Origin of the sequence: Mycobacterium sp. TY814 (assembly GCF_030755175.1) — a bacterium.
Taxonomy (GTDB): Bacteria; Actinomycetota; Actinomycetes; order Mycobacteriales; family Mycobacteriaceae; genus Mycobacterium.
This window is the reverse complement of record NZ_JAUFRY010000001.1, coordinates 2,971,990-2,996,854: the sequence shown is the minus strand read 5'-3', so window position 1 is coordinate 2,996,854 and position 24,865 is coordinate 2,971,990. Positions and strand designations below refer to the sequence as shown.

General features: G+C 66.2%; 23 protein-coding genes and 2 pseudogenes. 11 read left to right on the top strand and 14 right to left on the bottom strand.

The features are described 5' to 3' along the window. Positions 1 to 12: 12 nt before the first annotated feature. The 3 genes from QXH22_RS13315 to QXH22_RS13305 are packed head-to-tail and all read right to left on the bottom strand — an operon-like array spanning position 13 to position 4,026. Positions 13 to 339, bottom strand: coding sequence for a hypothetical protein (locus QXH22_RS13315; RefSeq protein WP_306243567.1), 327 nt, complete (start codon positions 337 to 339; stop codon positions 13 to 15). Between the two features lies 1 nt (position 340). Then, a complete protein-coding gene (locus tag QXH22_RS13310; RefSeq protein WP_306275846.1) occupies positions 341 to 2,674 on the bottom strand; it encodes a CoA transferase in 2,334 nt (777 codons plus the stop codon). Between the two features lie 2 nt (positions 2,675 to 2,676). Next, a complete protein-coding gene (locus QXH22_RS13305; protein ID WP_306275845.1) occupies positions 2,677 to 4,026 on the bottom strand; it encodes an amidohydrolase family protein in 1,350 nt (449 codons plus the stop codon). A gap of 304 nt (positions 4,027 to 4,330) precedes the next feature. Between QXH22_RS13305 and QXH22_RS13300 the strand changes: the two genes are divergently transcribed. Together QXH22_RS13300 and QXH22_RS13295 are read left to right on the top strand one after the other, a co-directional pair. Next, positions 4,331 to 4,762 (top strand): hypothetical protein, encoded by a 432-nt coding sequence (locus QXH22_RS13300; protein ID WP_306275844.1) that lies wholly within the window; start codon positions 4,331 to 4,333, stop codon positions 4,760 to 4,762. Between the two features lie 3 nt (positions 4,763 to 4,765). Next, on the top strand, positions 4,766 to 5,557 hold the full coding sequence (locus QXH22_RS13295) for a hypothetical protein (protein ID WP_306243574.1): 792 nt from the start codon (positions 4,766 to 4,768) through the stop codon (positions 5,555 to 5,557). Position 5,558: 1 nt separating this feature from the next. Here the strand turns inward: QXH22_RS13295 and QXH22_RS13290 are convergent, their stop codons facing one another. Both QXH22_RS13290 and QXH22_RS13285 read right to left on the bottom strand, forming a co-directional pair. Further along, positions 5,559 to 5,705 carry a hypothetical protein gene (locus QXH22_RS13290; RefSeq protein WP_306275843.1) on the bottom strand — a complete coding sequence of 49 codons (147 nt, stop codon included), beginning with the start codon at positions 5,703 to 5,705 and terminating at the stop codon, positions 5,559 to 5,561. Next, positions 5,689 to 6,468, bottom strand: a complete 780-nt coding sequence (locus tag QXH22_RS13285) for a hypothetical protein (protein ID WP_306243580.1) — start codon at positions 6,466 to 6,468, stop codon at positions 5,689 to 5,691. Before QXH22_RS13285 ends, QXH22_RS13290 begins: the two co-directional genes overlap by 17 nt. Positions 6,469 to 6,485: 17 nt before the next feature. On the opposite strand from QXH22_RS13285, the gene QXH22_RS13280 reads away from it, so the two are divergent. Both QXH22_RS13280 and QXH22_RS13275 read left to right on the top strand, forming a co-directional pair. After that, positions 6,486 to 7,487, top strand: coding sequence for a LacI family DNA-binding transcriptional regulator (locus QXH22_RS13280; RefSeq protein ID WP_306243582.1), 1,002 nt, complete (start codon positions 6,486 to 6,488; stop codon positions 7,485 to 7,487). Positions 7,488 to 7,579: 92 nt separating this feature from the next. Continuing rightward, on the top strand, positions 7,580 to 9,034 hold the full coding sequence (locus tag QXH22_RS13275) for an aldehyde dehydrogenase (protein ID WP_306243584.1): 1,455 nt from the start codon (positions 7,580 to 7,582) through the stop codon (positions 9,032 to 9,034). Between the two features lie 99 nt (positions 9,035 to 9,133). Here the strand turns inward: QXH22_RS13275 and QXH22_RS13270 are convergent, their stop codons facing one another. Genes QXH22_RS13270 through QXH22_RS13260 form a run of 3 tightly spaced genes read right to left on the bottom strand, consistent with a single transcriptional unit; the run spans position 9,134 to position 12,981 of the window. Next, a complete protein-coding gene (locus QXH22_RS13270) occupies positions 9,134 to 9,541 on the bottom strand; it encodes a Zn-ribbon domain-containing OB-fold protein (protein WP_306275842.1) in 408 nt (135 codons plus the stop codon). A 2-nt stretch (positions 9,542 to 9,543) separates the two neighbouring features. After that, on the bottom strand, positions 9,544 to 10,752 hold the full coding sequence (locus tag QXH22_RS13265; protein ID WP_306243588.1) for a thiolase family protein: 1,209 nt from the start codon (positions 10,750 to 10,752) through the stop codon (positions 9,544 to 9,546). A 9-nt stretch (positions 10,753 to 10,761) separates the two neighbouring features. Next, the gene (locus tag QXH22_RS13260) at positions 10,762 to 12,981 is read right to left on the bottom strand and encodes an acyl-CoA dehydrogenase (protein ID WP_306275841.1); all 2,220 of its coding nucleotides are present in this window, start codon (positions 12,979 to 12,981) and stop codon (positions 10,762 to 10,764) included. A 149-nt stretch (positions 12,982 to 13,130) separates the two neighbouring features. Here QXH22_RS13260 and QXH22_RS13255 point away from each other — a divergent pair, with 149 nt between their 5' ends. Beyond that, on the top strand, positions 13,131 to 13,703 hold the full coding sequence (locus QXH22_RS13255; RefSeq protein ID WP_306243592.1) for a TetR/AcrR family transcriptional regulator: 573 nt from the start codon (positions 13,131 to 13,133) through the stop codon (positions 13,701 to 13,703). Here the strand turns inward: QXH22_RS13255 and QXH22_RS13250 are convergent. Further along, complete coding sequence (locus QXH22_RS13250) at positions 13,690 to 14,292, bottom strand: TetR family transcriptional regulator (protein ID WP_306243594.1); 603 nt, start codon at positions 14,290 to 14,292, stop codon at positions 13,690 to 13,692. The two genes, QXH22_RS13255 and QXH22_RS13250, sit on opposite strands and share 14 nt — an antisense overlap. A gap of 17 nt (positions 14,293 to 14,309) precedes the next feature. Between QXH22_RS13250 and QXH22_RS13245 the strand changes: the two genes are divergently transcribed. The 5 genes and pseudogenes from QXH22_RS13245 to QXH22_RS13225 all read left to right on the top strand — a co-directional run. Then, positions 14,310 to 15,383: a DUF1214 domain-containing protein gene (locus QXH22_RS13245; RefSeq protein ID WP_306275840.1), complete on the top strand. Its 1,074-nt coding sequence runs from the start codon at positions 14,310 to 14,312 to the stop codon at positions 15,381 to 15,383. Then, the gene (locus QXH22_RS13240; RefSeq protein ID WP_306275839.1) at positions 15,380 to 16,552 is read left to right on the top strand and encodes a sulfotransferase; all 1,173 of its coding nucleotides are present in this window, start codon (positions 15,380 to 15,382) and stop codon (positions 16,550 to 16,552) included. The genes QXH22_RS13245 and QXH22_RS13240 overlap by 4 nt, the downstream gene beginning before the upstream one ends. Before the next feature lie 80 nt (positions 16,553 to 16,632). After that, on the top strand, positions 16,633 to 17,013 hold the full coding sequence (locus tag QXH22_RS13235; RefSeq protein WP_306243600.1) for a hypothetical protein: 381 nt from the start codon (positions 16,633 to 16,635) through the stop codon (positions 17,011 to 17,013). Positions 17,014 to 17,029: 16 nt separating this feature from the next. Continuing rightward, a pseudogene (locus tag QXH22_RS13230) lies at positions 17,030 to 18,097 on the top strand (PE family protein); the annotation flags it as partial. Between the two features lie 78 nt (positions 18,098 to 18,175). Then, a pseudogene (locus tag QXH22_RS13225) lies at positions 18,176 to 19,507 on the top strand (acyltransferase); the annotation flags it as partial. Here the strand turns inward: QXH22_RS13225 and QXH22_RS13220 are convergent. Then, positions 19,473 to 19,922 carry a MarR family winged helix-turn-helix transcriptional regulator gene (locus tag QXH22_RS13220; protein ID WP_306244523.1) on the bottom strand — a complete coding sequence of 150 codons (450 nt, stop codon included), beginning with the start codon at positions 19,920 to 19,922 and terminating at the stop codon, positions 19,473 to 19,475. The pseudogene QXH22_RS13225 and the gene QXH22_RS13220 sit on opposite strands and share 35 nt — an antisense overlap. 76 nt (positions 19,923 to 19,998) lie before the next feature. Here QXH22_RS13220 and QXH22_RS13215 point away from each other — a divergent pair, with 76 nt between their 5' ends. Beyond that, positions 19,999 to 20,937, top strand: a complete 939-nt coding sequence (locus tag QXH22_RS13215; RefSeq protein ID WP_306275838.1) for a PHB depolymerase family esterase — start codon at positions 19,999 to 20,001, stop codon at positions 20,935 to 20,937. Here QXH22_RS13215 and QXH22_RS13210 read toward each other — a convergent pair whose 3' ends face one another. From QXH22_RS13210 to QXH22_RS13195, 4 genes are all read right to left on the bottom strand, one after another. Further along, positions 20,938 to 21,492, bottom strand: coding sequence for a cytochrome b (locus QXH22_RS13210; protein WP_306275837.1), 555 nt, complete (start codon positions 21,490 to 21,492; stop codon positions 20,938 to 20,940). It abuts the gene before it with no gap. Further along, entirely contained in the window at positions 21,492 to 22,571 is a 1,080-nt protein-coding gene (locus tag QXH22_RS13205) for a catalase family peroxidase (protein ID WP_306275836.1), read from the bottom strand. Before QXH22_RS13205 ends, QXH22_RS13210 begins: the two co-directional genes overlap by 1 nt. A gap of 84 nt (positions 22,572 to 22,655) precedes the next feature. Then, positions 22,656 to 23,648 (bottom strand): ATP-binding cassette domain-containing protein, encoded by a 993-nt coding sequence (locus tag QXH22_RS13200; protein WP_306243606.1) that lies wholly within the window; start codon positions 23,646 to 23,648, stop codon positions 22,656 to 22,658. Between the two features lie 3 nt (positions 23,649 to 23,651). Continuing rightward, the gene (locus QXH22_RS13195) at positions 23,652 to 24,701 is read right to left on the bottom strand and encodes an FtsX-like permease family protein (protein ID WP_306243608.1); all 1,050 of its coding nucleotides are present in this window, start codon (positions 24,699 to 24,701) and stop codon (positions 23,652 to 23,654) included. Positions 24,702 to 24,865: the final 164 nt, after the last annotated feature.

Below are 24,865 nucleotides of genomic sequence, written 5' to 3'. Positions count from 1 at the left end.
GTCTGCCGCCATTCAGTTTTCGTCTGCCACGACACCGAGATAGGTGCCTACCACGTCACATTCGATCCCCGCCCGGAAGATCCGTCCGATGAGCCGGGCGCGGGTGTCCGTCGGCGCGGCAGCAGCCACGACATCGATCCGCACATCGACGGGCCGCGCGGTCTGCGGGTCGGTGATCTCCACGACCATGGCCACCGCGTGTTCGCGCTCGTCCCACTCCACACCGGTGATGCGATGTCGCGCGGTCAGTTCCAGGACGACCGAATCCCGCCGCAGCAGGAAGCGGACCGGCTGGCACAACTCTCCGGGCCGTGGCGGCACGCACAGCGTCACCGCCACGTCACAGGCCCGCCGGACGTGCTGACGTGATCTTCGAGTTGGTCAATGCGGCGAGATCGTCTGGGGAGTATCCGATTTCGGTCAACACCTGATTGGTGTCCGCGCCATAGAGCGGGGAAACCCGGTGAATCCAACGCCGCGGTTTGCCAATGAACGTGAACGGCATCCCGGTGCACAGAAACGAACCCGCGACCGGATGATCGACGCGTTCCCAGAAGCCCCTGGCGAGCAGCTGCGCATCGGTGAGCAGGCCGGCCGGTGCCCTGACCGGCGCGGCGGCCACGCCGGCCGAACGCAGCACGCGGACCGCGTCCGGCACCGTGCGGCGCGCCGCCCAGTCGGCGATCAGTTTGTCGATTTCGTCGGCTCGTTCCCGCCAGCTGGTTTCGTCGGGTCCAAGTTCGGGCCGGTCGATGACCGCGGCCAGCGCCTCGCGGGCGGTCCCTCCGATCGCCGCGAGCGCCACCCATTCGTCATCGCCCAGGCAGCGGTACACGCCCTGCGGGGTGGCGCCGGGGCCGCGATTGCCTTGCCGCCGTAGTTCAATGCCGTTGCGCGAGTATTCAATCAGCATCTCGGCGGCCACGTTCAGTGCCGCCTCCACCATCGTGGATTCCACCTGCACACCGGTCCCGTCCCGGTCACGGACCACTAGTGCCGCCACAGCGGCGAAGGCGGCATGCAGTCCGGCGATCGGGTCGCACACACCGCGCGGAATGACCGGCGGACCCTCGGCGTGACCGGTGATCCACGCCATCCCCGTCGCCTGCTCCATCGTCTGGGCGAACCCCACCCGGTCGCGCCAGGGGCCGTCCAGCCCGAAGGCCGGCATGCGCACCATGATGGCCCGGGGATTCGCGGCGCTGACGACATCCCATTGCAGGTTGAAGTTCTCCATCACCCGCGGCGAGAAGTTCTCGATGACGAGATCGCTGGCGGCAATCAGTTTCAGCGCGACCGTGCGCCCGGCTTCGGTTCCGAGCTCGATGCTGACGCCGCGCTCGTTGTTGTTGCTGCACAGGAAAACCGGTCCCCACTCCCACCACTGGTCCCAACTGGGGGGCCGGCCCGCGGAGAACCGCATGCCGTCCGGGCGTCGCACGCCTTCGACCTTGACGACGTCGGCGCCGAGGGCGCCGAGGAACTGCGTGGCGACCGGCCCGGCCCAGAACGCGGTCAGGTCGGCTACCCGGATATCGGACAAGGGAAGTGCACCCGGGTCGTCCCGGAAGCCGCCACTGACGGGGCGCGGAGGCCAGTCGATTTCTCCGCTGTGTTCGCCGAGTCGCGGCGCCCGGCCGCCGGTTGTGGTGGTGATGGTGTCACCGCGGTAGGGCACCCGGGGTTGCAGCACGCCGAGTTCGGATTCCACGAAGACACCCCGTTGGACGAAGTGGTCGACTTTCGCCAGTGCCGCGGGGGTACCGATCGGCGCAACCGGGATGCGGAAGGCCACGGCAAGGTCGACGATCTCCTGGGTGGTGCGGGTTTCGGTCCACTGCGTGACCATGTTCAGGAACTCGTCGCGACGCGCGATGCGCCCTTCGATGGAGGCCAGGTGGGCGTCGTCCAGCAGGTCGGCGCGGTCAATCAGGACAAGGAAATCCTGAAACTGTTGTGCGGTGATCGTGCAGAAGCCGACCAGCCCGTCGGCGGTGGGGACGATCGACGGGAGTTCCAGGCTGCGGGAGGTCATTTGGGAGTCCACGCCCATGACGCTCGCGGACATCGCGGGCAGGCCGCCCATCGCGATGGCCATCGCCTCATAGGTGGAGACGTCGATGATCTCACCGTGTCCGGTGCGTGCGGCGTGACGCGCGGTGGCCGCGGTAACCGCCGCCACGAAGGTGCCGGCCAGCCATTCGCCCAGCCGCCCACCCGCCTGCACGGGTTCGTCCCCCGGCCACCCGCGGCTGGCGATCGAGCCGCAAAGCGCCTGCAGGATGAACTCATTGGCCAGGACCTGATCGTCGACGTAGGGTCCGGTCGTGCCGAACGGCGTGACGGCAACTAGCACCGACGACGAATCTGTCTGCGCCGCAAGGCCGTCCAGGGTCCATCCGTCGGTGAGGTCGGTGATCACCACGTCCGCGCCGGCCAGCAGCGCCGCGCGGGCGTCGTCCAGCACCGATTTCTTGCCGGCGGCCAGGTAGTCGAACAGGGCGCCGGGCGGTCCGCCTCCGGCCGACCACCACCGTAGTGAATCTCCCTGCTCACTCTCGATTTTGACGACGTCAGCCCCGGCGTCGGCGAACATCTTTCCCGCATAGGCGGCCGCGATTCCATTGGACAACTCGAGCACGCGCCACCCGGTGAACGGCGGTTGATGCGGCACGCTCAGTTACCCAGGGTCGTTGCGCGCCCAGCGATCCCGGACGCCTCGACGGTCACCGGCGTCGCCCCCTGGGCCTGCAGGGCGAAGGTCGTCATCCGGGTCCAGGCATCGCGGTCGCGCTGGCTGGCCTGATGGCCGACGTGGGTCACCACGTCCACGTCGGCAGCCTGCCCGCGCAGATACCCGGCGCGGGCGTGCTCGCGGGGAATGTGCCGGAACGGGTCGAATGAGTAGGCAGCCATGGCGTTTTCGTGAGTGATCTTGTTGATGGCAGCGTCGTCGAGGTGGCCCATCGTGGCGATGACATCCTCCGGTGCGAACGGCCAGTTGCTGTCCGAATGCGGGAAATCGGACTCCCAACACACCATGTCCTCGTTGAACCAGTCCATGTTGCGCACGCCGACCTTGTCGCTGATGAAGCAGGTGTAGAAATGACGCTGGAACACGTCGAGAGGTCCGGCGTAACCCGGCGGGAATTCGGCCAGCGTCCAGCCCGAATGACGTTGGTAGACATGCTCGGCGCGCCACAGGAAGTACGGCATCCAGCCGATGTCGCCTTCGGTGAGCGAGAACTTCAGCTCCGGGAAGTCGGCCCAGAACTGCGCCCAGATGAGTTCGGTGAAGGTGAACATGCTCATCATCGACGAGGCCGTCATCATCACACTGGCGGGCGCGTCGATCGACACCATCGGCGAGCGGGAGGCCGAGCCGACATGGGTGCACAGCACCGTGCTGTTCTCGCAGACCGCCTCGAACAGCGGATACCAGTACTTAGTGTGAATGCTGGGCATCTGCAACGCTTCTGGATTCTCCGAGAACGTGACCGCATGACAACCCTTGTCCGCCAGGCGTTTCACTTCCTTGGCAGCTTCGACGACATCGTAGAGCGGCAGGATGCCGCACGGGATGAACCGGCCGGGGTAGGCGCCGCACCATTCGTCGACGTGCCAGTCGTTGTAGGCCTTGATCATCACCAGGTTGACGTCGCGGTCAGGCCCCTGGTTGAGCACCTGGCCGGAGAAGCCGGTGAAATTCGGGAAGTTGAGGCCGGCCAGCTGGCCGCCGGCGTTCATGTCGCGCACTCGCTCGTCGACGTTGAAGCAGCCCGGGCGCATCTCGTCGTAGCGGGAGGCATCGACGTTGTACATCTCGCGGGGTTTGCCGGCGACGGCGTTCAGGCCCATGTTCCGGCCGCGAATGTCGCCGTAGTACCACTGCTGAACGCCGTCGGGTTCGATCACCACCCGGGGTGCGAGGTGCTTGTACTTGGCCGGGACGTGCGCGTCGAACATGTCAGCCGGTTCGGCGATGTGGTCGTCAACGCTGATCAGGATCAGGTCGTCTTTGTTCATCCTGGGCTCCCCGTTGAGTGACTAATAGATAAGCATGGCAGTCATTGCGACTGGTGTCACGGCTGGGATCCAGTGAATGTTTCGCCTAAAAAACTGCTGCCGCCGCAGTCCGGTTGACATCACCCGCAAGCAGATCTGACGGACTATTAGTACGGGAGGCCGTGGACGTCCGGGGTGGCAGATGCGCACCGTTAACCTGGCTTCGCCTTTGGTGAGGACAGCTCTCCGCACACCCCGAACGTCGCCTATTTGACCTAAATCCGCTGGTAGGGTTCTTACAGACGTGCATAAAGGGGAACGATCGATGGGCCAAGGCTCATTGAGTGGTATCGCGGGATTGATTCCCGAAGTCAAGGTACCTGTCGCTCTGGAGAATGCGCTGGCGCCGTGGCTGAAGCCAGACGGGGGACCGATGCCGAATACGGTGAACATCGCCGGGGACGATTTCTTGCATGACTATGTGGAGTCTCGGGCGACGGGCAGCAATACCGTCCGTGAGACCAGCGCAATCCTGGAAGGGCTGCTTCATCGCAATCCGGCGCTTGCCTACACGCCGACAATTGCGCCTTATGTGATCCATACCGAAGGTGGGCCCGCTCTGGACTACGACGCGATCAATGGCAACCCAGAGACATTTGTGCAGGACTTCAACAGGGTCGTCAAACCCGACGTATTCAACAAGCCAGCATTTGACAATGCGATCAACAACGACGGCACCCAGCACACCAAGTGGTAGCGAATGTTGATTAGCGCGCGTCGGGCCATCACCATATTGGTTTCAATCATCATGGTCACCGCATGCGGCAGCGATGCCAGCGCGCCGACCCGATCGCCCGCAACGACGAGTTCGACGCCTGCCGAATCTCCCGTTCACTTCACCGTCCAGTGGGTCGACAATGGCGTCGTCGATCTGATGTCACCAGAAGCAACCTTTGTGCGCGCGTTCGTTGAATCGCAACAGCGGGCCGGATTCACTCACGGGCACGGGATGGCCGCGATCGAGGCGGGGGGATTTGCGGGCTTTGCCCACGCCTTCAATGCTGCGACAAATCCCGATTGGGTAGGCGGAGTCGCAGCGGACGTTGGATCCCCTTTGCTTGGGACAATGGTGTTCGAAATTGTTGACTTCCGGCGTGAGGATAACCATTACCATGTCATTTACTGTGACAATCGCTCAATGATCGGGTTCAAAATCGGCGAGCAATACAGCGGGGCGCGAGCAGAACCTCTTACCTCCGCCCGCGAGTTCACGTTCGGCCCAGACCCAGCCCTGCAACCCGACCAGCAACGCGCGCCAAGCAAGGACCAGAAAGGCCCGGCACGCGCCCCGGTCGACAATGTCTTCGGCACTTGGGTGGCCACGCCGGATAGCGAAAATATGGACGACGCGACCGCCCGCGAGTGGTACCCGAAATGCCACAAATGGGCACCGGGCACACCGGCCGGTTGGCCGCGCGACGACAAACCCCGTCCCACGCCGCCGCCGACCCTGCCGCCGAGCCCCGGCTGGCCGCCCGGAAACTCCGCATGACTCACCGCGATCCGCGGAGCTGGCGCAGCACCGCGACGTCGCGTGCAATCAATTCATCGATCCGCTCGGACAGTTTGCTTTCCGTCGCGGCCTCGGCGTAACTGAAATGCCGATCGTAGATGTAATCGCCGTCATCGTTGATATGCACCCAGACAAGGCACGGGCTGTCCCAGTCGACCCCCCACGACCTTGCGGGCCGGCAGCGAGATTGAATCGTTGCCAACGCCGCCACGTCCGAATTCGGCACCCTCGCTGCTGCCCCGCGAGTCTCTGACCGGACGCATGACGGACACCTCATAGTCGTCTTCATCGTCGGGCGAGGGTCCACCAAAATAGTTCTCGTATTTGGGAATGACGATGCGCCCTCGCGATCCCGGTCCGGTCGAGCCGATTGAGGCTGCCACTGCCGGCCCGAGGTCGTAGGGCGACAGCTGGTACACATCAACGACGTCCTCGTGCGGGCGCTGCGACGCAAAGAAACCCGATTGATCTGCGCGATAGGCGAGTATCCGAATATCAGGGATGTCGTCGCGGTTGTGGAGTAAGCGGCACTCGAGCCATATATCGGCATCCTGGTAGGCCTTCACCCATGTCCGAAAGACGCTCAAATCGCCGTCGCTGAAGCGGTGGGAGACCGATGCCAAGCTCGCCGCGTCAGGAGCCGACGACATGAAGGGATACGGCGGATTCTCGTGGCCCTGCAACACGAAAAGTGCTGTTAAATCTGCTAATTCAATACTGCCCAGCCACTCCCGCGGCACCTCCGCCATCTTGCCGTCCTCCAACTTCAGCGGCCGCCGATGTCGGAGCGCCCGGGGGTAGCGGCAAACCACGCCTAGCCGCCCGCGTCGAAACGAAAGCCAGGTCGATTCCACCGCAGGTGCGGCGACCATGCCACCGAACGTTGACACGCGTGCCACCATGAGGCATGCCGGTGCCAGAGGGCGACGCGTTGCGTACGGGCAAAAGCGCGCGCCCCACCACCGCCGATGTCGCCCGCCTGGCCGAGGTATCGACCGCCACCGTCAGCTACGTGCTGAACAACGCCGAGGGACGTAGGATCTCGCCCCAGACCCGCGACGCGGTCAACCGAGCCGCGAAATTGCTCGGCTACCGCCCGAACCTCGCGGCCCGCAACCTCGCCCGGGGCAAAGGCGGCGTCGTGCTCTACGTCGTCCCACATGTGGCGGTCGGCGACATGCCGATGCAGGCCGGCAGCCGCATGACCACGGAACTCGCGCGACTCGGCCTGCTGCAGGTTCAGATCTTCGAAACCGAGGACGACCATCACGTCGTCGACGCCATCGAGAATCTCGACCCGGTCGCGATAGCGAGCCTGTTCCCCCTCAGTGAGGCCGCCGCACAAGCGGTCAAGGAAGCCGGAATACCCCACATCGACATCGGTAGCCTGCCCGCCCTGGGTGATCCCCACCTGGCGGTGGGCGAAATGCGGGTCGCACACCTCGTCTCGCGGGGCCACCAGCAACTCGCCTACGCCTACGGTGGTACCGCCAAGTGGCGCGCGCTGGGTGACTATTGGCTCGAAGGCGTATTACGCGCGACGCAATCGCGCGGCCTGCCGCCGGTGCGCGTCGCCACCGTCACCGTCGACAATGCCGCCGACGTGGTCGCCGGTTGGGTGCGCGACGGCGTGACGGCGGTGTGCGCGCAGAGCGACGACATCGCCTGTCTGGTCCTGTACGGAATCCATCGGGCGGGACTGCAGTGCCCTGGCGATCTCGCGGTGATCGGCGTCGACGCCAGCCCGATGGGCGAGGTGAGCACGCCGCCGTTGACCTCGGTGCAGTTCGACCCGCGCGCCGTGGCCGACGCCGCGATCGCGGCCATCTACGAACGGCTCGGCTACCCGGCCCCGCCGTCTCCGGACATCACCGACATCGCGCGCGTCGTGGTGCGCTCCTCGACATGACACCTAGCCGATCGACTATCTCACCTCTGGACACCGGTTGGTTAAGCGCATAACCTCACGGTGACGAGTCAGATACTCAAGGAGGAGTAGCGATGACGGTCCAGGCCGTTTTGGACGAGATCCGGGAGCGTCCCGGCACCGGCGAGGTGATCACGGTTGTCGATCCCGCCACCGAGGAGCAGGTCACCGAGTTCAAAGACTGCGGCCCCGAGGCCGTCGACGACGCCGTCGCCCGCGCCAAGGCGTCCTTCGAGTCCGGCGTCTGGCGGGACAAGCCGCCCAGCGAGCGGGCCAAGATCCTGTGGCGCGTCGGCGAACTCATCGACCAGAACGCCGAACTGCTGGCCGAGCTCGAATCGCTCAACGCCGGCATGACACCGCTGCAGGCTCAGGGCACCGTGACCGTCGGGTCGGAGTTCTTCCGGTACTACGCCGGCTGGTGCACCAAGATCGAGGGCATCGCGGCCGACGTGCACACCGGCGGCCTCACCGGCATCGACTCCCACCAGCACGCCTACACCCTCAAAGAGCCCTACGGCGTGGTCGGCCTGATCTTCCCGTGGAACGGGCCGGTCTTCAATTTCTGCTGCAAGCTCGCTCCGGCCCTGGCGGCGGGATGTAGCAGTGTGGTCAAACCCGCTGAGGAGACGCCATTGTCGGCGCTGGTCCTGGACAACATCCTGCACGAGGCCGGCGTGCCCGAGGGCGTCGCGAATCTGGTGCTGGGCAACGGACACACCGCGGGCGCGGCGATCACCGCGCACCCCGACGTCGAGAAGGTCGCCTTCACCGGGTCTACGGAGGTGGGCCGGGCTATCGTGCACGCGGCCGGTGAAAGCAACCTTAAAAAGGTCACTTTGGAACTGGGCGGAAAATCGCCGGTAGTGGTCTTCGACGACGCCGACCTGTCCAAAGCCGTCCCAATGGCGGCCTTCGGCACCTTCATCCACTCCGGCCAGGCCTGTGTGTGCGGATCCCGAATCTTCGTGCAGCGCGGCGTCTTCGACCAGTTCGTGGACGGCCTGGCGAAGGTGGCGGACGGGCTGCCGCAGGGCGGCCCGAAGGACGAAGGCAGTTTGATCGGTCCGCTGATCAGCCAGAAGCAACTCACCCGGGTGCTGGGCTATCTCGACCAGGGCCGTTCTGACGGTGTCGAGGTCGTCACCGGTGGGAATCGCGTTGACCGCAAAGGGTATTTCGTCCGCCCCACCGTGCTGACGAACGTCGCCACCACCAGCCGTCTGTTCCAGGAGGAGATCTTCGGGCCGGTGGTCGCGGTCATCCCCTTCGACGACGAGGACGAGGCGGTGGCCCTGGCCAACGACAGCACCTACGGCCTGGCCGCCACCGCGTGGACCCGCGACCTGGGCCGTGCGCACCGAATCGCCAAGCGGCTCAAGGCCGGAACGGTGGGCCTGAACTGCCAGATGCAATTCGACCACTCCATGCCGTTCGGTGGCTACAAGCAGTCCGGGTGGGGCTACGAGTCCGGCAAGGCCGGGCTGGAGACCTACCTGCAGACCAAGATCGTCTGGGCGCAAATGTAACCAATACTGCGCGAGCTGGGGGCGCCTCCCGCTCGCGAGCAGACGCAAGATCGCACAAATCGCCACGGGTAAGCGCGATTTTGCGACTGCTCGGCAGGGTTAGGCGGGCTCGTAGCGCAGCATGGTGACGTCGTCGTCGGGGTAGTCGCAGAACACCGGCCGCACCCGCATGCCGACCCGCAGCGCCTCGGGCTCCACGTTCACCATCTCGGTGGAAAACCGTGGGCCTTCGTCCCATTCGACAATGGCCAGCAGTTGAGGCACCGCATCGGCGAAGTGCGGGCTGACCGGCCGGCGCGCGACCGTGTAGGAATACAGCGTTCCCATGCCGGAGATCTCGCGCCATTCCAGGTCGTCGGCCAGGGTGCGCGGCGCCCGGACCCGTGGATAGAACACGTAGCTCTGCGTCGACGGCGAGTATTGAATCTCGATGCGGTGCTGGGCAAGTGCATCCCAGAACGGTGCCGTGGTCGGCGTCTTGACGGGCATCGGGCGGTCGAACTTCATCGTCAATCCCCCTCCAGAACGAGCGCGGTCTGTTCGGACAGAATCCCGCCGTTGCCCGACACGAAAGCACGATTGCAGTCGGCGACCTGCGCGGCGCCGCCCCGCCCCATGATCTGACGAGTGGCATCGCAGACATGGTGCATACCACCGGCCAATCCCGCTTGGCCGAAGCCGAGTTGGCCGCCGGCAGTGTTGAGCGGGAAATCGCCGCGGAACGTGAGGTCGTGTTCGGCGATGAACTTCAGACCGGTGCCCTTGTCGCAGAAGCCGGCGTCCTCTAAAGAGAGCATCACGGTGATCGTGTAGCAGTCGTAGATCGACACCATGTCCATCTGGTCCCGAGTGAGGTCGGTCATGGCGAACGCGGTGTCAGCCGCGGCCGCCATCGGGGTGTTCAGTAAGTCCTCGGCATAGGTCGGGGTTTTGAACGGTACGTTCTCACCAAATCCCTTGATCCACACCGGCCGATGCCTGGCCCGCCGGGCCAGGTCGGCGTTGGCCACCAGCACCGCCGCACCACCGACACACGGCATCACAATTTCCAGCATGTGCAACGGATCCGCGATCACCGGGCTGGCCAGTACATCGTCGACGGTAAGCGGCTTGTCTTTCCAGATTGCACCCTCGGTGTGATTGGCGTTGACCCGCTGGTCGACGACGATCTTGGCCATCGCGCGCTCGTCGTAGCCGTAGACGGCAGCGTAACGCTGGGCGACCTGACCGTAGGGGCCGTTCTGTCCGAGGTTGCCGTACGGGATTTCGAATTCGGCTTGCGGAGAGCCGTATTGGTTGCTCGACGAGCCGAAGAACATGGCGTCCACCAAGGGACGGGGCTTCTTCTTCGAGGACGGAGTGATGTAACGGGCCGGCAGCGCACACAGCACGGCGTCACAGATACCGAGTTCGATCGCCGCGGCTGCGCGCCACACCATCGCGGCTGCGCTGGCTCCGCCGAGATCGACCAGTTCGGCGAATCTCGCTGGCATGCCCAGGTATTCGGCGATGGTCGACGGGACGAAGATCTGCGACTCCGCCAGGTGCGAGGACGCGATGCCGTTGACCACATCACCGGACAGGCCGGCATCGTCGAGTGCCGCCGCCGCCAGTTCGGCCCACTGTTCGAGGACGAACGGAGCCGGTGATGCCTTGTTGAGCCGCTCGGGCGGCAGCTCGACATAGCCCACGATGGCCGCTTCACCGCGTAATCCCATGCTGGGTTCCTACTTTCGTGGCAAGCCGAGGATCATCTGGGCGATGATGTTCAGCTGAATCTCCCGGGTCCCGCCGCCGATCAATTCGGCCGGTAGGTGCAGATACGGCTCCACGATGGCGGGATCGGAGTCGGCGACCATCGCCAGCCGCCCGGTCAACTGCAACGTCGCCTCAAAGGTGCGCCGCAGCAACACATTCATCGCGACCTTGGCAATGCTGGATGCCGGTCCCGACGGCTGGCCGTCGAGCAGCCGGATGGTTTCGCGCACGCCCAGCGCCTTGATGGCGTTGGTGTACGCGTCGAGTTCGCCGAGTGCGCGCAGCGCATCGTCACGGTCGGGTCCGGGTTCGGATGCGAGTCGGCGGAGTGCGGCGGCACGGTCGAACTTCACGTATCCGCTTATTGCCGAACGCTCTTCGGCCATGGTGGCGATTGCCAGGTTCCAGCCACCGACCGGGTCACCGAGCAGCATGTCGTCCGGTATGAACACGTCGGTGAGGAATACCTCGTTGAAGTGCGCCTCGCCGGTCGCGGTCTTGATCGGCTGGATCTCGATTCCCGGGGACCGCATGTCGAGGATGAAATAGCCGATGCCGCGGTGTTTGCCGGCCGCCGGGTCGGTGCGGGCCAGCAGCGCGCCGAAGTCCGCCCGGTGCGCGACGGACGTCCAGATCTTGTGCCCGTTGATGTTCCAGCCGCCGTCGACCTTGGTGGCGCGGGTCGCGAGCGCGGCGAGATCGGAGCCGGCCCCGGGCTCACTGAACAGCTGACACCACGCGATCTCGCCGCGCTGGGTCGGCGGTATCAGCTTCTCCTGCAGGTCTTTCGGCGCAGCCTTGAGCACCGATGGCAGGATCCACTCGGCGATGCCGAGGGATGGCCGGACCAGCTCCGGGCGCTTGGCGAACTCATCGTCGATGATGAGTTGGCGCAGCGGGCCGGCGTCGACACCCCACGGCTGCGGCCAATGTGGTGCGATCAGACCCGCCTCGGCGATCAGAGTGCGTTGCGGGCCGGTCTTGAAGTCTTCGTAATCGCCCTGCCGGCCGGGTTGGTCGTTGCGCAATTTCATTGCAGCGTCCAAGGTATGGGCAATTTGCGCCCGGAATTCCGCGTCGGCGTCGCCCAGGTTCACCGACATGTCCCGCTGCTGAGCGCAGGTCAGCTGCCCCAGCCGACGTGCCCACCGGTTGGCCGGGCCGATCGATGCCGCCAGGCTGATGGCACGACGCCAGTACAGGTGCACGTCATGTTCCCAGGTGAAGCCGATGGCACCGAACATCGTCAGCGCGTCCAGCACCAGGTCCGGGGCGGGCGAGATGGCGATCACGGCGGCGCCGGCCGCGGCGATGCGGTGCTGGTCGAGTGACTCGTCGGCGGCCCGCACCGCGTCCCAGGCCGCCGCCGTGGCCAGTTCGCTGTTGATCAACAACATCGCCGCGCTGTGCTGCAGCGCCTGGAAGGTGCCGATCACCTTTCCGAACTGTTCCCGGATACGCAGGTGCGCGGTGACCGCTTCGACGCACCACTGCGTGATGCCGGCCGTCGTGCTGGCCACCAGGGCGGCCATCAGGCACTCCGCGCGGTCGGGTTCGATGCCCGTGAGCACGTCGGCGGCAGAGTGTTCGGTCAGCCGCAGCCGTCCGACGTCAGTGACGATGTCCGTCCCGTCCTCGGGCTGCGTTGCAGCCGAGCCACTTTCGGGGTCGACGACCACCCACACGACGTCGTCGTCCGGGGTGGCGGCCGCCACCAGAATGATCTGCGCCGAGCAAACGCCGGCGGTGACGTCAGACTCCCCGGAGACCACCCAACCCTGCCCGACGGGGCGCGCGCTGAATGCCCCGTTGCCGGGCAGGACGACCGCGGCCGGCGTGCCGGTGGCGAGTTGACGCAGCAGCGATTCAGCGGCGGGTGTCGGGTCTGCCAGTAATGCGACCGATCCTGCGGCCACCGTCGGTAGCAACGGGCCGGGCAGTAGTGCCTTGGCCGCAGCTTCCAGCACGCACGCGCCGTCCATCAGCCGCCCACCCTGGCCGCCCAGGTGTTCCGGCAGATGGACAGCGTGAAAACCGTTGCTTACCAGCGCCTCCCACCACTGCGGCAGTTTGCCGGCTGCGAGTGCCTCGAAGCTGTCCCGGGTCGCGGCGATCGGGGCATGACGGGCCGCGAACTGCGCGACCGCGGAACCGAGCTCCGACTGCTCCGTGGTCAGCCCTAGTGCCACGACGCCGACCCGGCAATCTGGTGGGTCACGCCCGGAGGGCAAGGGCTCGGCTTTGGCCGCACAGACTGCTATCCTCTCCCCTTACAAGACGAACCGTCTCGTCTTGTCGAAGATTACGTTGTCGGGTCATGTTCTGTAAAGGCGAGGTAATGCCCACCGATCTGGCGCCCCGGCGCCGCAGCGAGAAGTCGCGCACGGCGATCGTGGCCGCCACCCGTGAGCTGCTGCTGGAACGCGGTTTCGACGGCCTGACCATCGAGGCCGTCGCCGCACGGGCCGGAGTGGGTAAGCAGACCATCTATCGCTGGTGGCGCAGCCGTCCCGCGCTGGTGGCAGACGTCATGCTCGAAGACGCCGACCGGATCCTCGCGTCGATGAACCACACCGGCGATCTGGCCGCCGACCTGGTGGAGTGGGTGGGCAAGCTCGCCACCACCTTGACGACGGACCGCGGTTCGGCGATGTTGCGGATCTTGACCGTAGCCGGAATGGAGCACGAAGACACCGCCGTCCGGTTGCGCGCCGGGTTCAGCAAGCCGCTGCACGACAGCGTTCGCCGTCGCCTGTTGGCGGACGACATCGACGAGGCCACCGCCGAGTCGGCGGCAGACGCGATCGTCGGCGGCGTCATTTACCCGATTCTGTCTGATGCGCAACGGTATTCGCCCGTGCGCGCCGAACATACGACACGACTCATCGTGGCATCGCTCATGCGATCGTGATCGCGCCCAGACCCTGACGGACCCGGTCCGGTAGTGACCCGCCGTGCAGCAGCCAGTCGTCCAGGGCGAGCCGGACGGCGGCCATTGCCAACGCGCCGATCAGACGGGGCCGGGGATCCGGGAGAGCTGACTTGGGCAGTCGCGGGGCGATCAGATCGGCGATCACCGCCTCGTACCGCACGTAGATGTGCAGCGTCCATGCGTCCAGCGTTTCCGAGGATCGGGTGAGGGTTGCCAGTTCTCGGATCTGGTCCTCGATCTCGCCGAAGCCGTCGGCAAGGTCACCAAAAGCGCCAACCACGGCGTCGATGGCGGACAAGTCCGCCGGCTGAGCGGCCAGCGCGGAGGTGATGCGCTCCAGCCAGTGGACATTCACCCCTTCGGCGACGGCGTCTTCTTTGGAGTTGAAGTAGCGAAAGAAGGTGGCCCGGCCGATATCGGCCGCGTCGGCAATCCGCTCCACCGTCGCGCCCGCCAGACCCACGTCGGCGACCAGCTGTGCGGCCGCGGCTGCGATGCGCTGACGTGTAGCGGCCCGGCGTCGTTCGGAGAGCGATTCGCGCGAAGTACTGGCCAACGGCTGAGACATAGTCTAATTATGAGACTATGACTCAAGTCGAGGCGTCGGAGGCGCTCTCCGCGTGGCAGTTCTTCCAGCAGATGGTGGTCAACGCGACCAATATCGTGACTGAGGACGCCGAGTCCGAGCGCGAACTGCTGGAGGGACTGCGGGTTATCGCGCGGGTGTCATCGCTGTGTTCGCAACTGTCCGTGGAGGCCGACACCGCGCTGCCGTCGTTCTTCGACATGTCCACGCCCAACCGGATGATCGGCGGGCCCAACCCAGACGGCAATTACTACCTGGCGATGATCCGCGGCGACCGCAGCTACCGGATCACCGGCACCCGAGGCACCAGCGCGTATCTGGGTTTCCAGATCCTCGCCGGCACCGGCCTGACGCCCCGGCGAATGGCCGGTTATCTGAGTGACACCGATTTGGGCTCAGACGAATTCGCGATCATCCTGTCCGCCGTTGAACCATCTGACACCGACGGCGCCCACTGGGTGCAGATCCCCGAAGACGCGTCATCGCTCGTCGTTCGCGAGTACATCGGCGACCGTGCCGCCGAGCAGCTGGCCACCCTGCATATCGAGGTCCTCGACCCCGACCCGGTGGCGCCGCTGACTCAGCACGAACTCGCCGAACAGTTCACCGCCATGGCGTGGACGTTGATGAAGCTCGTGACCCTGCATCGCACGATCAAGCCTGAGCTCCTCGACCGCCCCAACACGCTGCTCACCGCCGAGGCGGCCGACCTGGGGTCGGCCGACACCACGCCCGACAACCTGTACATGATCGGCTCCTTCCGCCTCGACCCCGATCAGGCGCTGGTGCTCGACATCGCGCCTCCGGACACCCGCTATTGGAACGTCACCCTGGAGAGCATCTGGCACGAGTGCCTCGAGCCGCGCCGTCGGCACAGCTCGGTGACCAATCACGGTGTCCAGCCTGACGCCGACGGCCGAGTCCGCATCGCAATCTCGGCTCAGGACTTCGGTTTTGGTCACTGGCTGGACACCGGTGGCCGCCACCGGGGCTTCGTCGTCCTGCGCTGGCTGGACAATCCGTCCCCGCCCGATGTCACGGTTTCGGTGCGCAAGCAAGGCGAACCGTCGTGACCCTGCGGGAACGATTCGACCCGCAGCGACTCATCGCCACCGCCTGCACGGAGACCGGCCACGACGACTTCGGAGACGACGGCTGGCAACACGGACTCGACCTGGTCACCGAGGGGCTGGTCAGTGATGCCCGACTGTCGCCCATCGGCGTCGAGGTCGCCTATCTCGACCTGATGCGTGCGTTGAAGAACCGGCTCGACGTGATCGCCTGGCGCAAAGAGCATCCCGAGATCGCCGGCAAGGGAATCGACGCGCCGATCTTCATCGTCGGCCAGCCCCGCACCGGAACCACCATCCTCTACGACCTGCTGGCCCAGGACCCCGGCCTGCGCGCACCCCTGACCTGGGAAGTCGACGCCCCCTGCCCGGTGCCCCAGCCCGAGACCTACCACGACGATCCGCGCATCGCGGCCAGCCAGGCAGGGATCGAGATGTCCGAGCAGATCATTCCCGGATTCATGGCGTTTCACCCGATGGGCGCCCTGGTGGGGCAGGAATGCGTCCGCATCACCGCCAGCGAGTTCACCAGCATGATCTTTTCGGTGCAGTACCGGCTACCGGGCTACTACCGCTGGCTGCTCGATGAGGCCGACCATACCGGTGCCTACCGTTTCCATCGAATCTTCCTGCAGCACTTGCAGTCTGGCGTCTCGGGCCAGTGGCTGCTGAAGTCGCCGGCGCACCTGTGGCAGCTCGACAACCTGTTCGCCGAGTACCCTGACGCGTTGATCGTGCAGACGCACCGGGATCCCCTCAATGTCATCTCATCGATCGCGGCGCTGACTCGCCACCTGCGCCGGATGGCCAGCGACGACCCCGACATCGCCGAGTGCGCGGCCCAGTCCTACGAGGAGATCGCCGTCGGACTCGACCGCGAGATGGCGCTGCGCGACAGTGGCAGGATCCCCACGGACAGGGTGATCGACATCCACTTCGCCGATTTCATCAACGACCCCTGGACCACGATCCGCGGCATCTATCAGAAACTCGGTCGCGAACTGACACCAGACGCCGAGCAGCGCATGCGTGATTTCCTGGCAGCCCATCCGGGCGATGGCGGGCGCGGTCGCTACACCTGGGCGGACACCGGCCTGAACGCAGAGGAAGTCCGGGAACGGGTGAGCGCCTATCAGCAGCGCTACGCAGTGCCCACCGAACAGTTGCGGTGAACCGACCTCACCAAAATCCGTCAAAGAAATGAATTCGTTATGTTCCCCAGAATGTGACGTAGGACATAGACTTCCCGCTTGTGACGACCCCGTCGAACCCTTGGGGCGACGAACGACGGAGACTCTCGCACCAGCTACAGATGCGAGGTCAGTATCTCGGCCGCAGGCAGGCGCGACGGCTCAGCCGCCGCTTCGCGCAAGTCGGCGTCCACATACCGCCGACGCGCCTGCAACAGATGGCCACCGGCACGATGGTCGCGGACAGGGAGTTGACCGACGTCAACTTCGCCCTGATCGCCACCCAGTACCTGCGGGAGAAGAAGTCCGCCAAAACGACGCATTTTCAGCGCCGCTGCCGCCACGCGGTCATCTGCGCCGCCCTGATGCTCGTCGCGCTGAACTTCCTGTTTTGCCTTGCTTATCTTTTCTTCACCCTGACCCAGCACGGGACGCCAATGTGAGGCCGGAGGCCACCAGTTGTCCTACCTGATGGCTGTGCCGGAGTTGCTGGCCGCCGCGGCGACGGATGTGGCCGGCATCGGTGTGGCACTCGATGCCGCGAACGCGGCCGGTCCGGCGACTCGCGTGCTGGCCGCCGGTGCCGACGAGGTGTCGGCGGCCGTCGCGGCGGCGTTCGGCCGAAACGCACAGACCTACCGGTTGGCAAGTGCACAGTTGGCGGTCTTCCACGAGCAGTTCGTGCAAGCACTCAGCGCCGCAAGCGGCAGCTATGCCGCCGCGGAGTCGACGAACATCGCCGCTTTGCTGCAGCGCGCTCCACAAGCCCTGCTCGACGCCGTCAACGCGCCAGTCCAGACGGCCACCGGCCGTCCGCTGATCGGTAACGGAGCCGACGGCGCACCGGGAACCGGCCAGGCCGGCGGAGCGGGCGGACTGTTGTTGGGCAACGGCGGCAACGGCGGATCCGGCGGGCCGGGCCAGTTCGGCGGCCGAGGCGGGTCCGCGGGATTCATCGGCAATGGCGGCAATGGCGGTCAGGGCGGAGCCAGCACCGCGATCAACAAGATCGCGCCGCCCGGCGGCAACGGTGGTTCCGGTGGATGGTTGTTCGGTAACGGCGGCGCCGGCGGGCAGGGCGGGCTGGGCGGGGCGAACATGACCGGCGGCTGGGGCGGCCAGGGCGGTAACGCCGGCTGGTTCGGCAATGGCGGTGCCGGTGGAGCGGGCGCCTTCGGTCCCGCGGGCGGCGGTGACGGTGGTAACGGCGGAAACGGCGGTCAGTACTTCGGCTGGGGCGGGGCCGGCGGCGACGGCTACGGTTCCGGCACGGCTCTGCGCGGCGGGGTCGGCGGCGACGGCGGCGACGGCGGTCAGTTCGGCAACGGCGGCCACGGGGGCCGGGGTGGGGAAGCCTCTGCCGTCAACGGGTCGGGGGGTGCCGGCGGGAGCGGGGGCAGCGCGCAATTCGTCGGCGACGGTGGCGATGGCGGCGCCGGCGGTGGCGGTTTCGATCCCGCACACGGCGGGGCCGGTGGCAGCGGCGGCGAATACTTCGGCCGCACCGGTCTGCAGGGCTCGGACGGACTCGGCCCGTAGAGCTACCCGCCGAGACGAGTAGAACTACCCACGCATCGACCGGCGCAGAGCCGCAATGCTGCTTGAATGACCACTTTGATGGGCTTTCCCAGCCCCACCGAACTGGACGCGCGCACCCCCTCCGACCGCGATCGCGCAATCGACGTCATTCGGATCACCGCCCTGATCGGCGTGGTGATCGGCCACTCCGTCATGGCCATCAGCATCATTCGGGGTGGCGTTTTCTTCTGGGACAACCTGCTTTCCACGTCCGTGGTGTTTCAGGCGCTGACCTGGATCTTCCAGATCATGCCGTTGTTCTTCTTCGCCGGCGCCGCCGCGTGCGTGGCGTCCTGGCATCCCGGTGACAATTGGGGTTCCTGGCTGATGAAGCGCTGCACCCGGCTGTTCCGGCCGGTGTTCTACTACTTCGCTTTCTGGGCAGTCACCCTCATGGCACTCTATCCTGTTCTGCCCCAACATGTTTACGAACCCGTGGCCGGGATCAGTATCCAGTTGCTCTGGTTCCTCGGGGTGTACGTGCTGGTGCTGGCCTCGATGCCCATGCTGGCCCGGATCACCACTTCCGCCCGGCTGGTTGCCGGGGTCGTCGTGGTCTACACCCTGGCCGCGGTCATCGACGCCGCCCGCTTGCACTGGGTGGCGGCGGCGCCGCTCGGCTACCTCAATATGGCGGTCTGGCTGATTCCCGGCATGTTCGGTGTGGCCTACCGCCGGGGCCTGCTCACCGGGCGCGCGACACTCACTACGGCCGCGGCGATGCTGGCAGTCAATGTGGCGCTGCTGACCTGGGGACCCTACGAGCTGAGCCTGGTCGGCATCGAGGGCATGCGGCTGGCCAACATGAGCCCCCCGTCACTGTTGCTCGCGGGGCACGCGATTGTGTTGAGCGCGTTGGCAATCGCCGCAGCACCGGCGATCAACCGGTGGGCACGGCGGCCCCGGGTGTGGTGGTTCACGGCGATCGGCAACTCCGGGGCGATGACCTTGTACCTGTGGCACATGCCTGCACTGCTGGCCGTGCACGTTCTCTTCGACAGCTTCGGCCACCCGCGCTACCCGGGCCGGCCGGACTTTCTCGCCGTCACGTTCGAGCAGCTCTTCATCATGATCGGGGTGGTGGCCGTGCTGTTCGTGGCACTGCGCCCATTGGAGAACAATCCGCTTCCGGGCTGGGATGGCTGCCCCACCATCACATCGGTCCGGCGCGGCGCAGTGGTCGGCACCCTGTTGTGCGTGGCCGGGGCAGCGCTGCTGGCCGCGGTGAAGTGGGGACTGAAAGACGATGGGCTGGTGTGTGTTTCGGTCATGCTTGTGGCGCTACTGACCGCTCGGGTGGTAGCCGCCCGCGTCGGGCCGGCCCTCAGCGGCTTGCCGAATACGGCGCAGCCAGCAGCATCTGCAGTGTCGCACGCAGTTCACCGAGCCGCCGCTGCCCCAGTACCTGCTCCCAGTGTCCCTCTAATTCCAGTGCGGTAGAACGCATCACGCGCAGCGTCTGGCGACCCCGCGGGGTGAGTTCGATGATTCTGGTGCGGGCGTCATCCGGGTTCGATTCCCGGGTGACGTAACCGTGCCGCTCCAGTGCCGCGACGGCCTGAGCCACCGCCTGACGGCTCACCCCCAACCGGTCCGCCAGGTCAGACGCATGTAAACCGCCGGTAGCCAGCGGCACCAGCGCCACCGCTTGGGCCGGCCGGATCCCGTCCAGCCCGGCCGCCGCGAACGCACTCTTGAGCCGGGGTCCGCCGGCGGCGGCCAGCCGTTGGACCAGTGCCGGCACCGTGGGCTCCCACTGGGCGTCGCGTCGCATGACTGCAGAGTCTGCCACCGTCCGGGATTTTGACAAGTAACTTGTCATTCTCCGTGGCGGGTGTCACCATGGGCTGATGGCATCTCACGCCCGGGCCCGCATTGCTGTCGCTCTTGCCGCCGTGGTTGTCCTGGTGGGCGGTTGTTTTGGTGGCGGCCACGCGGTGGGGTCGCCGGAGCCCACGACCATTCCGGTCGGTAAATCCTCCCAGCACCTCGAATGGGCCGGCGCCGACCGAACATTCCATGTGTACCGGCCCCAGGGATTGACGGGCGCCGCCCCGCTGGTGGTGATGCTGCACGGTGGTTTCGGCAGCGGCGCGCAAGCCGAAAGCGCCTACCACTGGGACAGCGAGGCCGACAAAGGACATTTCCTGGTCGCCTATCCCGACGGTCAGGGCCGGGCCTGGAACGCCGGGTCATGCTGCGGGAATCCGTCGCAGACCAACCTCGATGATGTCGGTTTCATCGGCGCCGTCGTCGCCGCCATCGAACGCCAGACGCCCGTGGACCTGTCCCGGGTGTATGTGACCGGCATGTCGAACGGGGCGATGATGTCGCTGCGGCTGGCGTGTGAGACGGACTTATTCGCCGCGATCGCACCGGTGGCCGGCACCCTGGTCACCGATTGTTCCCGCGCGCGACCGACGTCGGTGCTGCAAATCCACGGCACCGCCGACGCGAGTGTTCCCTACCAGGGCGGGCCGGGGAAGTCATTGAAGCCCGACGGAACTCCACGAGTGGACGGGCCGCCGGTGCCGACGGTGACCGCCGCGTGGCGCACCATCGACAACTGCGGGCCGCCGGCCTCGACCACGGCCGGTGTGGTGACCACCGAGACCGCGACATGCCCCGACGGCCGCACCGTCGAATTGATCTCGATAGCCGACGCCGGCCACCAGTGGCCGGGTGGTGTCCGCGGCCCCATCCTGGAGCGGCTGGGCCTGCCGGAACCGTCCACCGCACTGGACGCCACCGACACCATCTGGCAATTCTTCAGCCAGCACCACCGCTGATCAGCGGCGTCTGGTGGGCCACACGGCCATTCGGTCGATGATGCGATCCCGCAAGACGAACGTGTGGAACAGCACCGCACTGACGTGTGCCGTGAACGCCAGGAACAGCAGCAGCGCGAAGACGCCGTGAGCCTGGCGCAGCAACGCATAGAGGTCGATGTTGTGCGGTGTGATGCCGGGCAGATGGAAGGGGCCCAGCGAGACGATCGGGTTGCGCGCGGCGGACAGCATCGCCCACCCGGTCAGCGGCTGGACGAGCAGCAGCCCATACAGCAGGTACTCCGAGTACGAGGCGATGCGACGCTCGGCGGGGCCCATGGTGGCCAGAAACGGCGGCAGCGTGCGGGTCCACCGGTTCACCAGTCGGATCACGGCGAAGATCAGAATGAGCACACCCAGCGGGCGGTGAATGGCCAGGAGTAGCGGGTAGTAGGCCAACGACGCCACCATCGTCACCCCGATGAGGAGTTGCGCAACGACCATCGGCGCCATCAACCAGTGCAGTATCCGCGAGGGCAGGGCGAAACGCGGTGAACTGCTTGCCTTTGCTGCCATCAGACGCGAACCTCGCTGGGCGACTTCGGCTCTTCGGCACGGCGGGTAAAGGACCTCGCGTACACGCCCGCCCGGGCTTTGGGAATCGGGTCGTCCGACAACGCCATACCGTCCGGCAGCACTGTCGGATCGAAGTTGACATCCCTTGCGTTGCCGGGCGCTTCGGTCTGCACCCCGGTGATGGTGATGATGCCCGCGTCGATCGTGCGGCGCGTCGGGGGCCACGGTTTGGTGGCGTCGTTGGTGGGGTCGCCGGGTTCGGCGACGGTCAGAATCAGACGCCAGCGCACCGGCCGCTGAGCCACGGCGCGGATCAAGTCGTCGAACAGATAGTCCTTGCCGGACGACGGCGGCCCGGCACCCTGCCCACCGTCGATCGGAATGACGGACCACCGTACCGCGACCGTCGCACCGGAGGAGTTGGTGAAGCGAAAAGCGTTGAGCCCGTTGAAGGTTGTATCGGCGAAACCCGCACTGGGCGGCGCCTCTCTGATGATCTTCATCGCCGCCGCTGTCTCGGGGTGGCGCGTGAGGAATTCGGCCATCCGTTGCGGGTCGGGCTTGCCGGTGTCAGGCTGCGGCTTGCCGGCCAGCATGCGCTCGTAGAAACCCTGCGGTGTGCTGTCGGTGAAGACCGGCAGGTTGATCATGGCGGTGCGCCACTGCTGACCGTTCGATGTCTGAAGCAACAGGCCCAGCCCGCGAACCGTATCGGCTTTGTCGGGTTGATCGGGCAGGCCGCCCCCCAGCGAGAACCGGCCGATCACCGGAACCGTGCCGCGTTCGAACACCGCTGCCCGGCAGACACTCGCACCGGACCCGTTGCTCTCGAACGTTCCGGTGGCGCTGAGGCCTTTGGCGTGGTTGCGGCGAAAGCCGTCGTGGCGCCCGTAGACGTTCTCGAAGCGGTCGGTGAACCGCGCCGGGGTCAACGCGTCAGGTCGCAGCCAGCCCCCGGCATAGGCGAAACCACCGACGTCGACGGCGGCAAACCCGGCCACCGCCCCCATCCCCAGCAGCGCGCGGCGCCGATTCGGCGTGGGCCGCCCCGATAGCTCGTCGTCTTCGCCCGGTCCCATATCGCCGTCCTCTCCATGCTGTCCCGACACAGCGGAGCCGTGCTCACACCGCACCACGAAGCGGTGCCGCGCTGCGTTCAATCGTCAGTCGCTGCCCAGGGCGCGGTGCTCGATCAGGTCACGCAGTCCGCCGGTGCCCAGCCGCTCCCGGAAGGCCGGCGCGGTGTAGCCGACGACGGTCGCGGCGGAGCGGGCGCGCGCGGTGGCAGAGCGCGGTAGATGGAACAGCACGCCGATCTCGCCGAAGTAGTCCCCGGGGCCGACCACCTTGAACACTTCCTCACCGCCGTCGGCCATTTCGTGCACGATCTCGATCTCGCCCTCGCTGACCACGTAGATCAGCTCGCCCATCGTGCTCTGCTCGAAGAGCACCTCTCCGGCCTTCAACTGCACCGTTTCCGGTTCACGATCCGTTTCGGCGAAGTCGGGTGTCAGCTCGACGACGCGATCGGCCAACGGCAGCATGCGGCTGTCGTGCGTCGCGACCACCACCACCCGGTCGCCGTCGGCGAGTTCGCGAATCAACCGCAGCACCTCCTCGACCTGGATGAAGTCGAGGTGGGCGGTGGGTTCGTCGGCCAGGATCAGCGGCGGATCCAGCGCGATCGCGCGGGCGACTGCGACTCGCTGCTGTTGGCCGCCGCTGAGGTCGCCCGGGCGGTGCTTCATCCGCTCCCCGAGGTTGACGCGCTCGAGCAATTCCACGGCGCGCTTGCGCGAGGCGGCGCGCGACATGCCGGCCGCACGCATCGGCACCATGACGTTCTCCAGGGCGGTGAGGCTGGGCACCAGATTGAACGCCTGGAAGACGATGCCGACCTTGTCGCGCCGGTACTTCGCCAGCGCCGCGCCGTCGAGTGTCGTGATGTCCAGGTCGTCGAATTTGATCGCCCCGGACTTGGGCCGCAGGATCCCACCCAGGCAGGACAGCAGCGTCGTCTTTCCGCACCCGCTGGGTCCGAGCAGGATCACCAGCGACCCGGACGTCACGTCGAGGTTCAGCCCGTTGATCGGACGCAGGGCGTAGCCGCCGCTGTAGTACTCGACGACCAGGTTCTGAATGCTGAGATCGCCCACCGGTCAGGGTCCTCCGAACGCGAGAGCGGGATCGATGGCCACCACACGCCGCAGCCCAGCGAGGCTGGCCAGCAGGCCGATGACGATGGCGACCACCGGTAGCAGCACGTAGGCGAGTGACGGCACCGCGACGACCATCGGGAACAACGGCGCCAACAGCTTGGAAAGGATAACGCCTACCACCGCGGCCAGCAGCGAGACGATCAGCGCCTGCAGTGCCAGCCCGGCCAGGATCGAACGCGTCGGCGTGCCGATCGCCTTGAACACCGCGAAGTCCCGCACCCGTTCCAGCGCGGACAGGTACACCACCGAACCGACGATCAGCACCGCCACAATCCACAACAGGATGGCCACGATCGTGATCGAGTTGACCGCCACTTTCAATGGCCGGATCAGGTCCTTGACGGCGCCGTCGCGGTCGAAGGTGCGATAACCCGGCGGGAGGGCGCGCGGAGTGCCGTCGACACCGATCGAGGTGACCATGGGCTGCGCGTTGTAGGCAACCTGCTGCAGACCCTCGGTGGTCAGGAAGATGTTGGGGATCTTCGCCAGCGCCGTCGAGTTGGGCACGATGCCGACGATCTTCAAAGTGTGCGCACCGACCTGGATGGTGTCCCCGAGGTGACGGCCCAGGACGCTCGAGGCGGCGACCTCGTCGGGACGGGACGGCGTCCGTCCTTCGGAGACCCGAGGCATACCGGGTCCGCGCTCGGGCGCACCGAAGGCGGTGACATTCCGCGTCGACGCACCCTCCTTCATGATCGTCCCCACGCAACCCAGCGGCGCCGCCGCGGACACTCCGGCTTCACTTCTCACCCGGGCCAGGTCGACATCGGGAAACGGAGTCGACCCCAGAAACGGTCCGGCAGAGCCGTCCTTGACCACGAACGCGTCGACACCCAGCGAATCAACGGTGTTGCGCGCCTCGACGGTGAAGCCATTGGCGAGCCCGCTCATGACGAGCGTCATCCCGAAGATGAGTCCGGTGCTGACAATGGCGATGACGAGGCGCCGCTTCCGCCATTGCATATCGCGCAGGGCCGCAAAGAGCATTCCCAGACGCTACCAACGCGCACAAGCCCCGGACCGGGTTTTGTCCTACACACCGTCGTAGACAGCACCTGTCAGGGCTTTTTCGTCCGTGACTTAGAATTGACCTCTGTTAACTGCCGCCACGCCGCGTTTGCCGGCGCAGAATCTGGCGGTGTTCGGCGGGT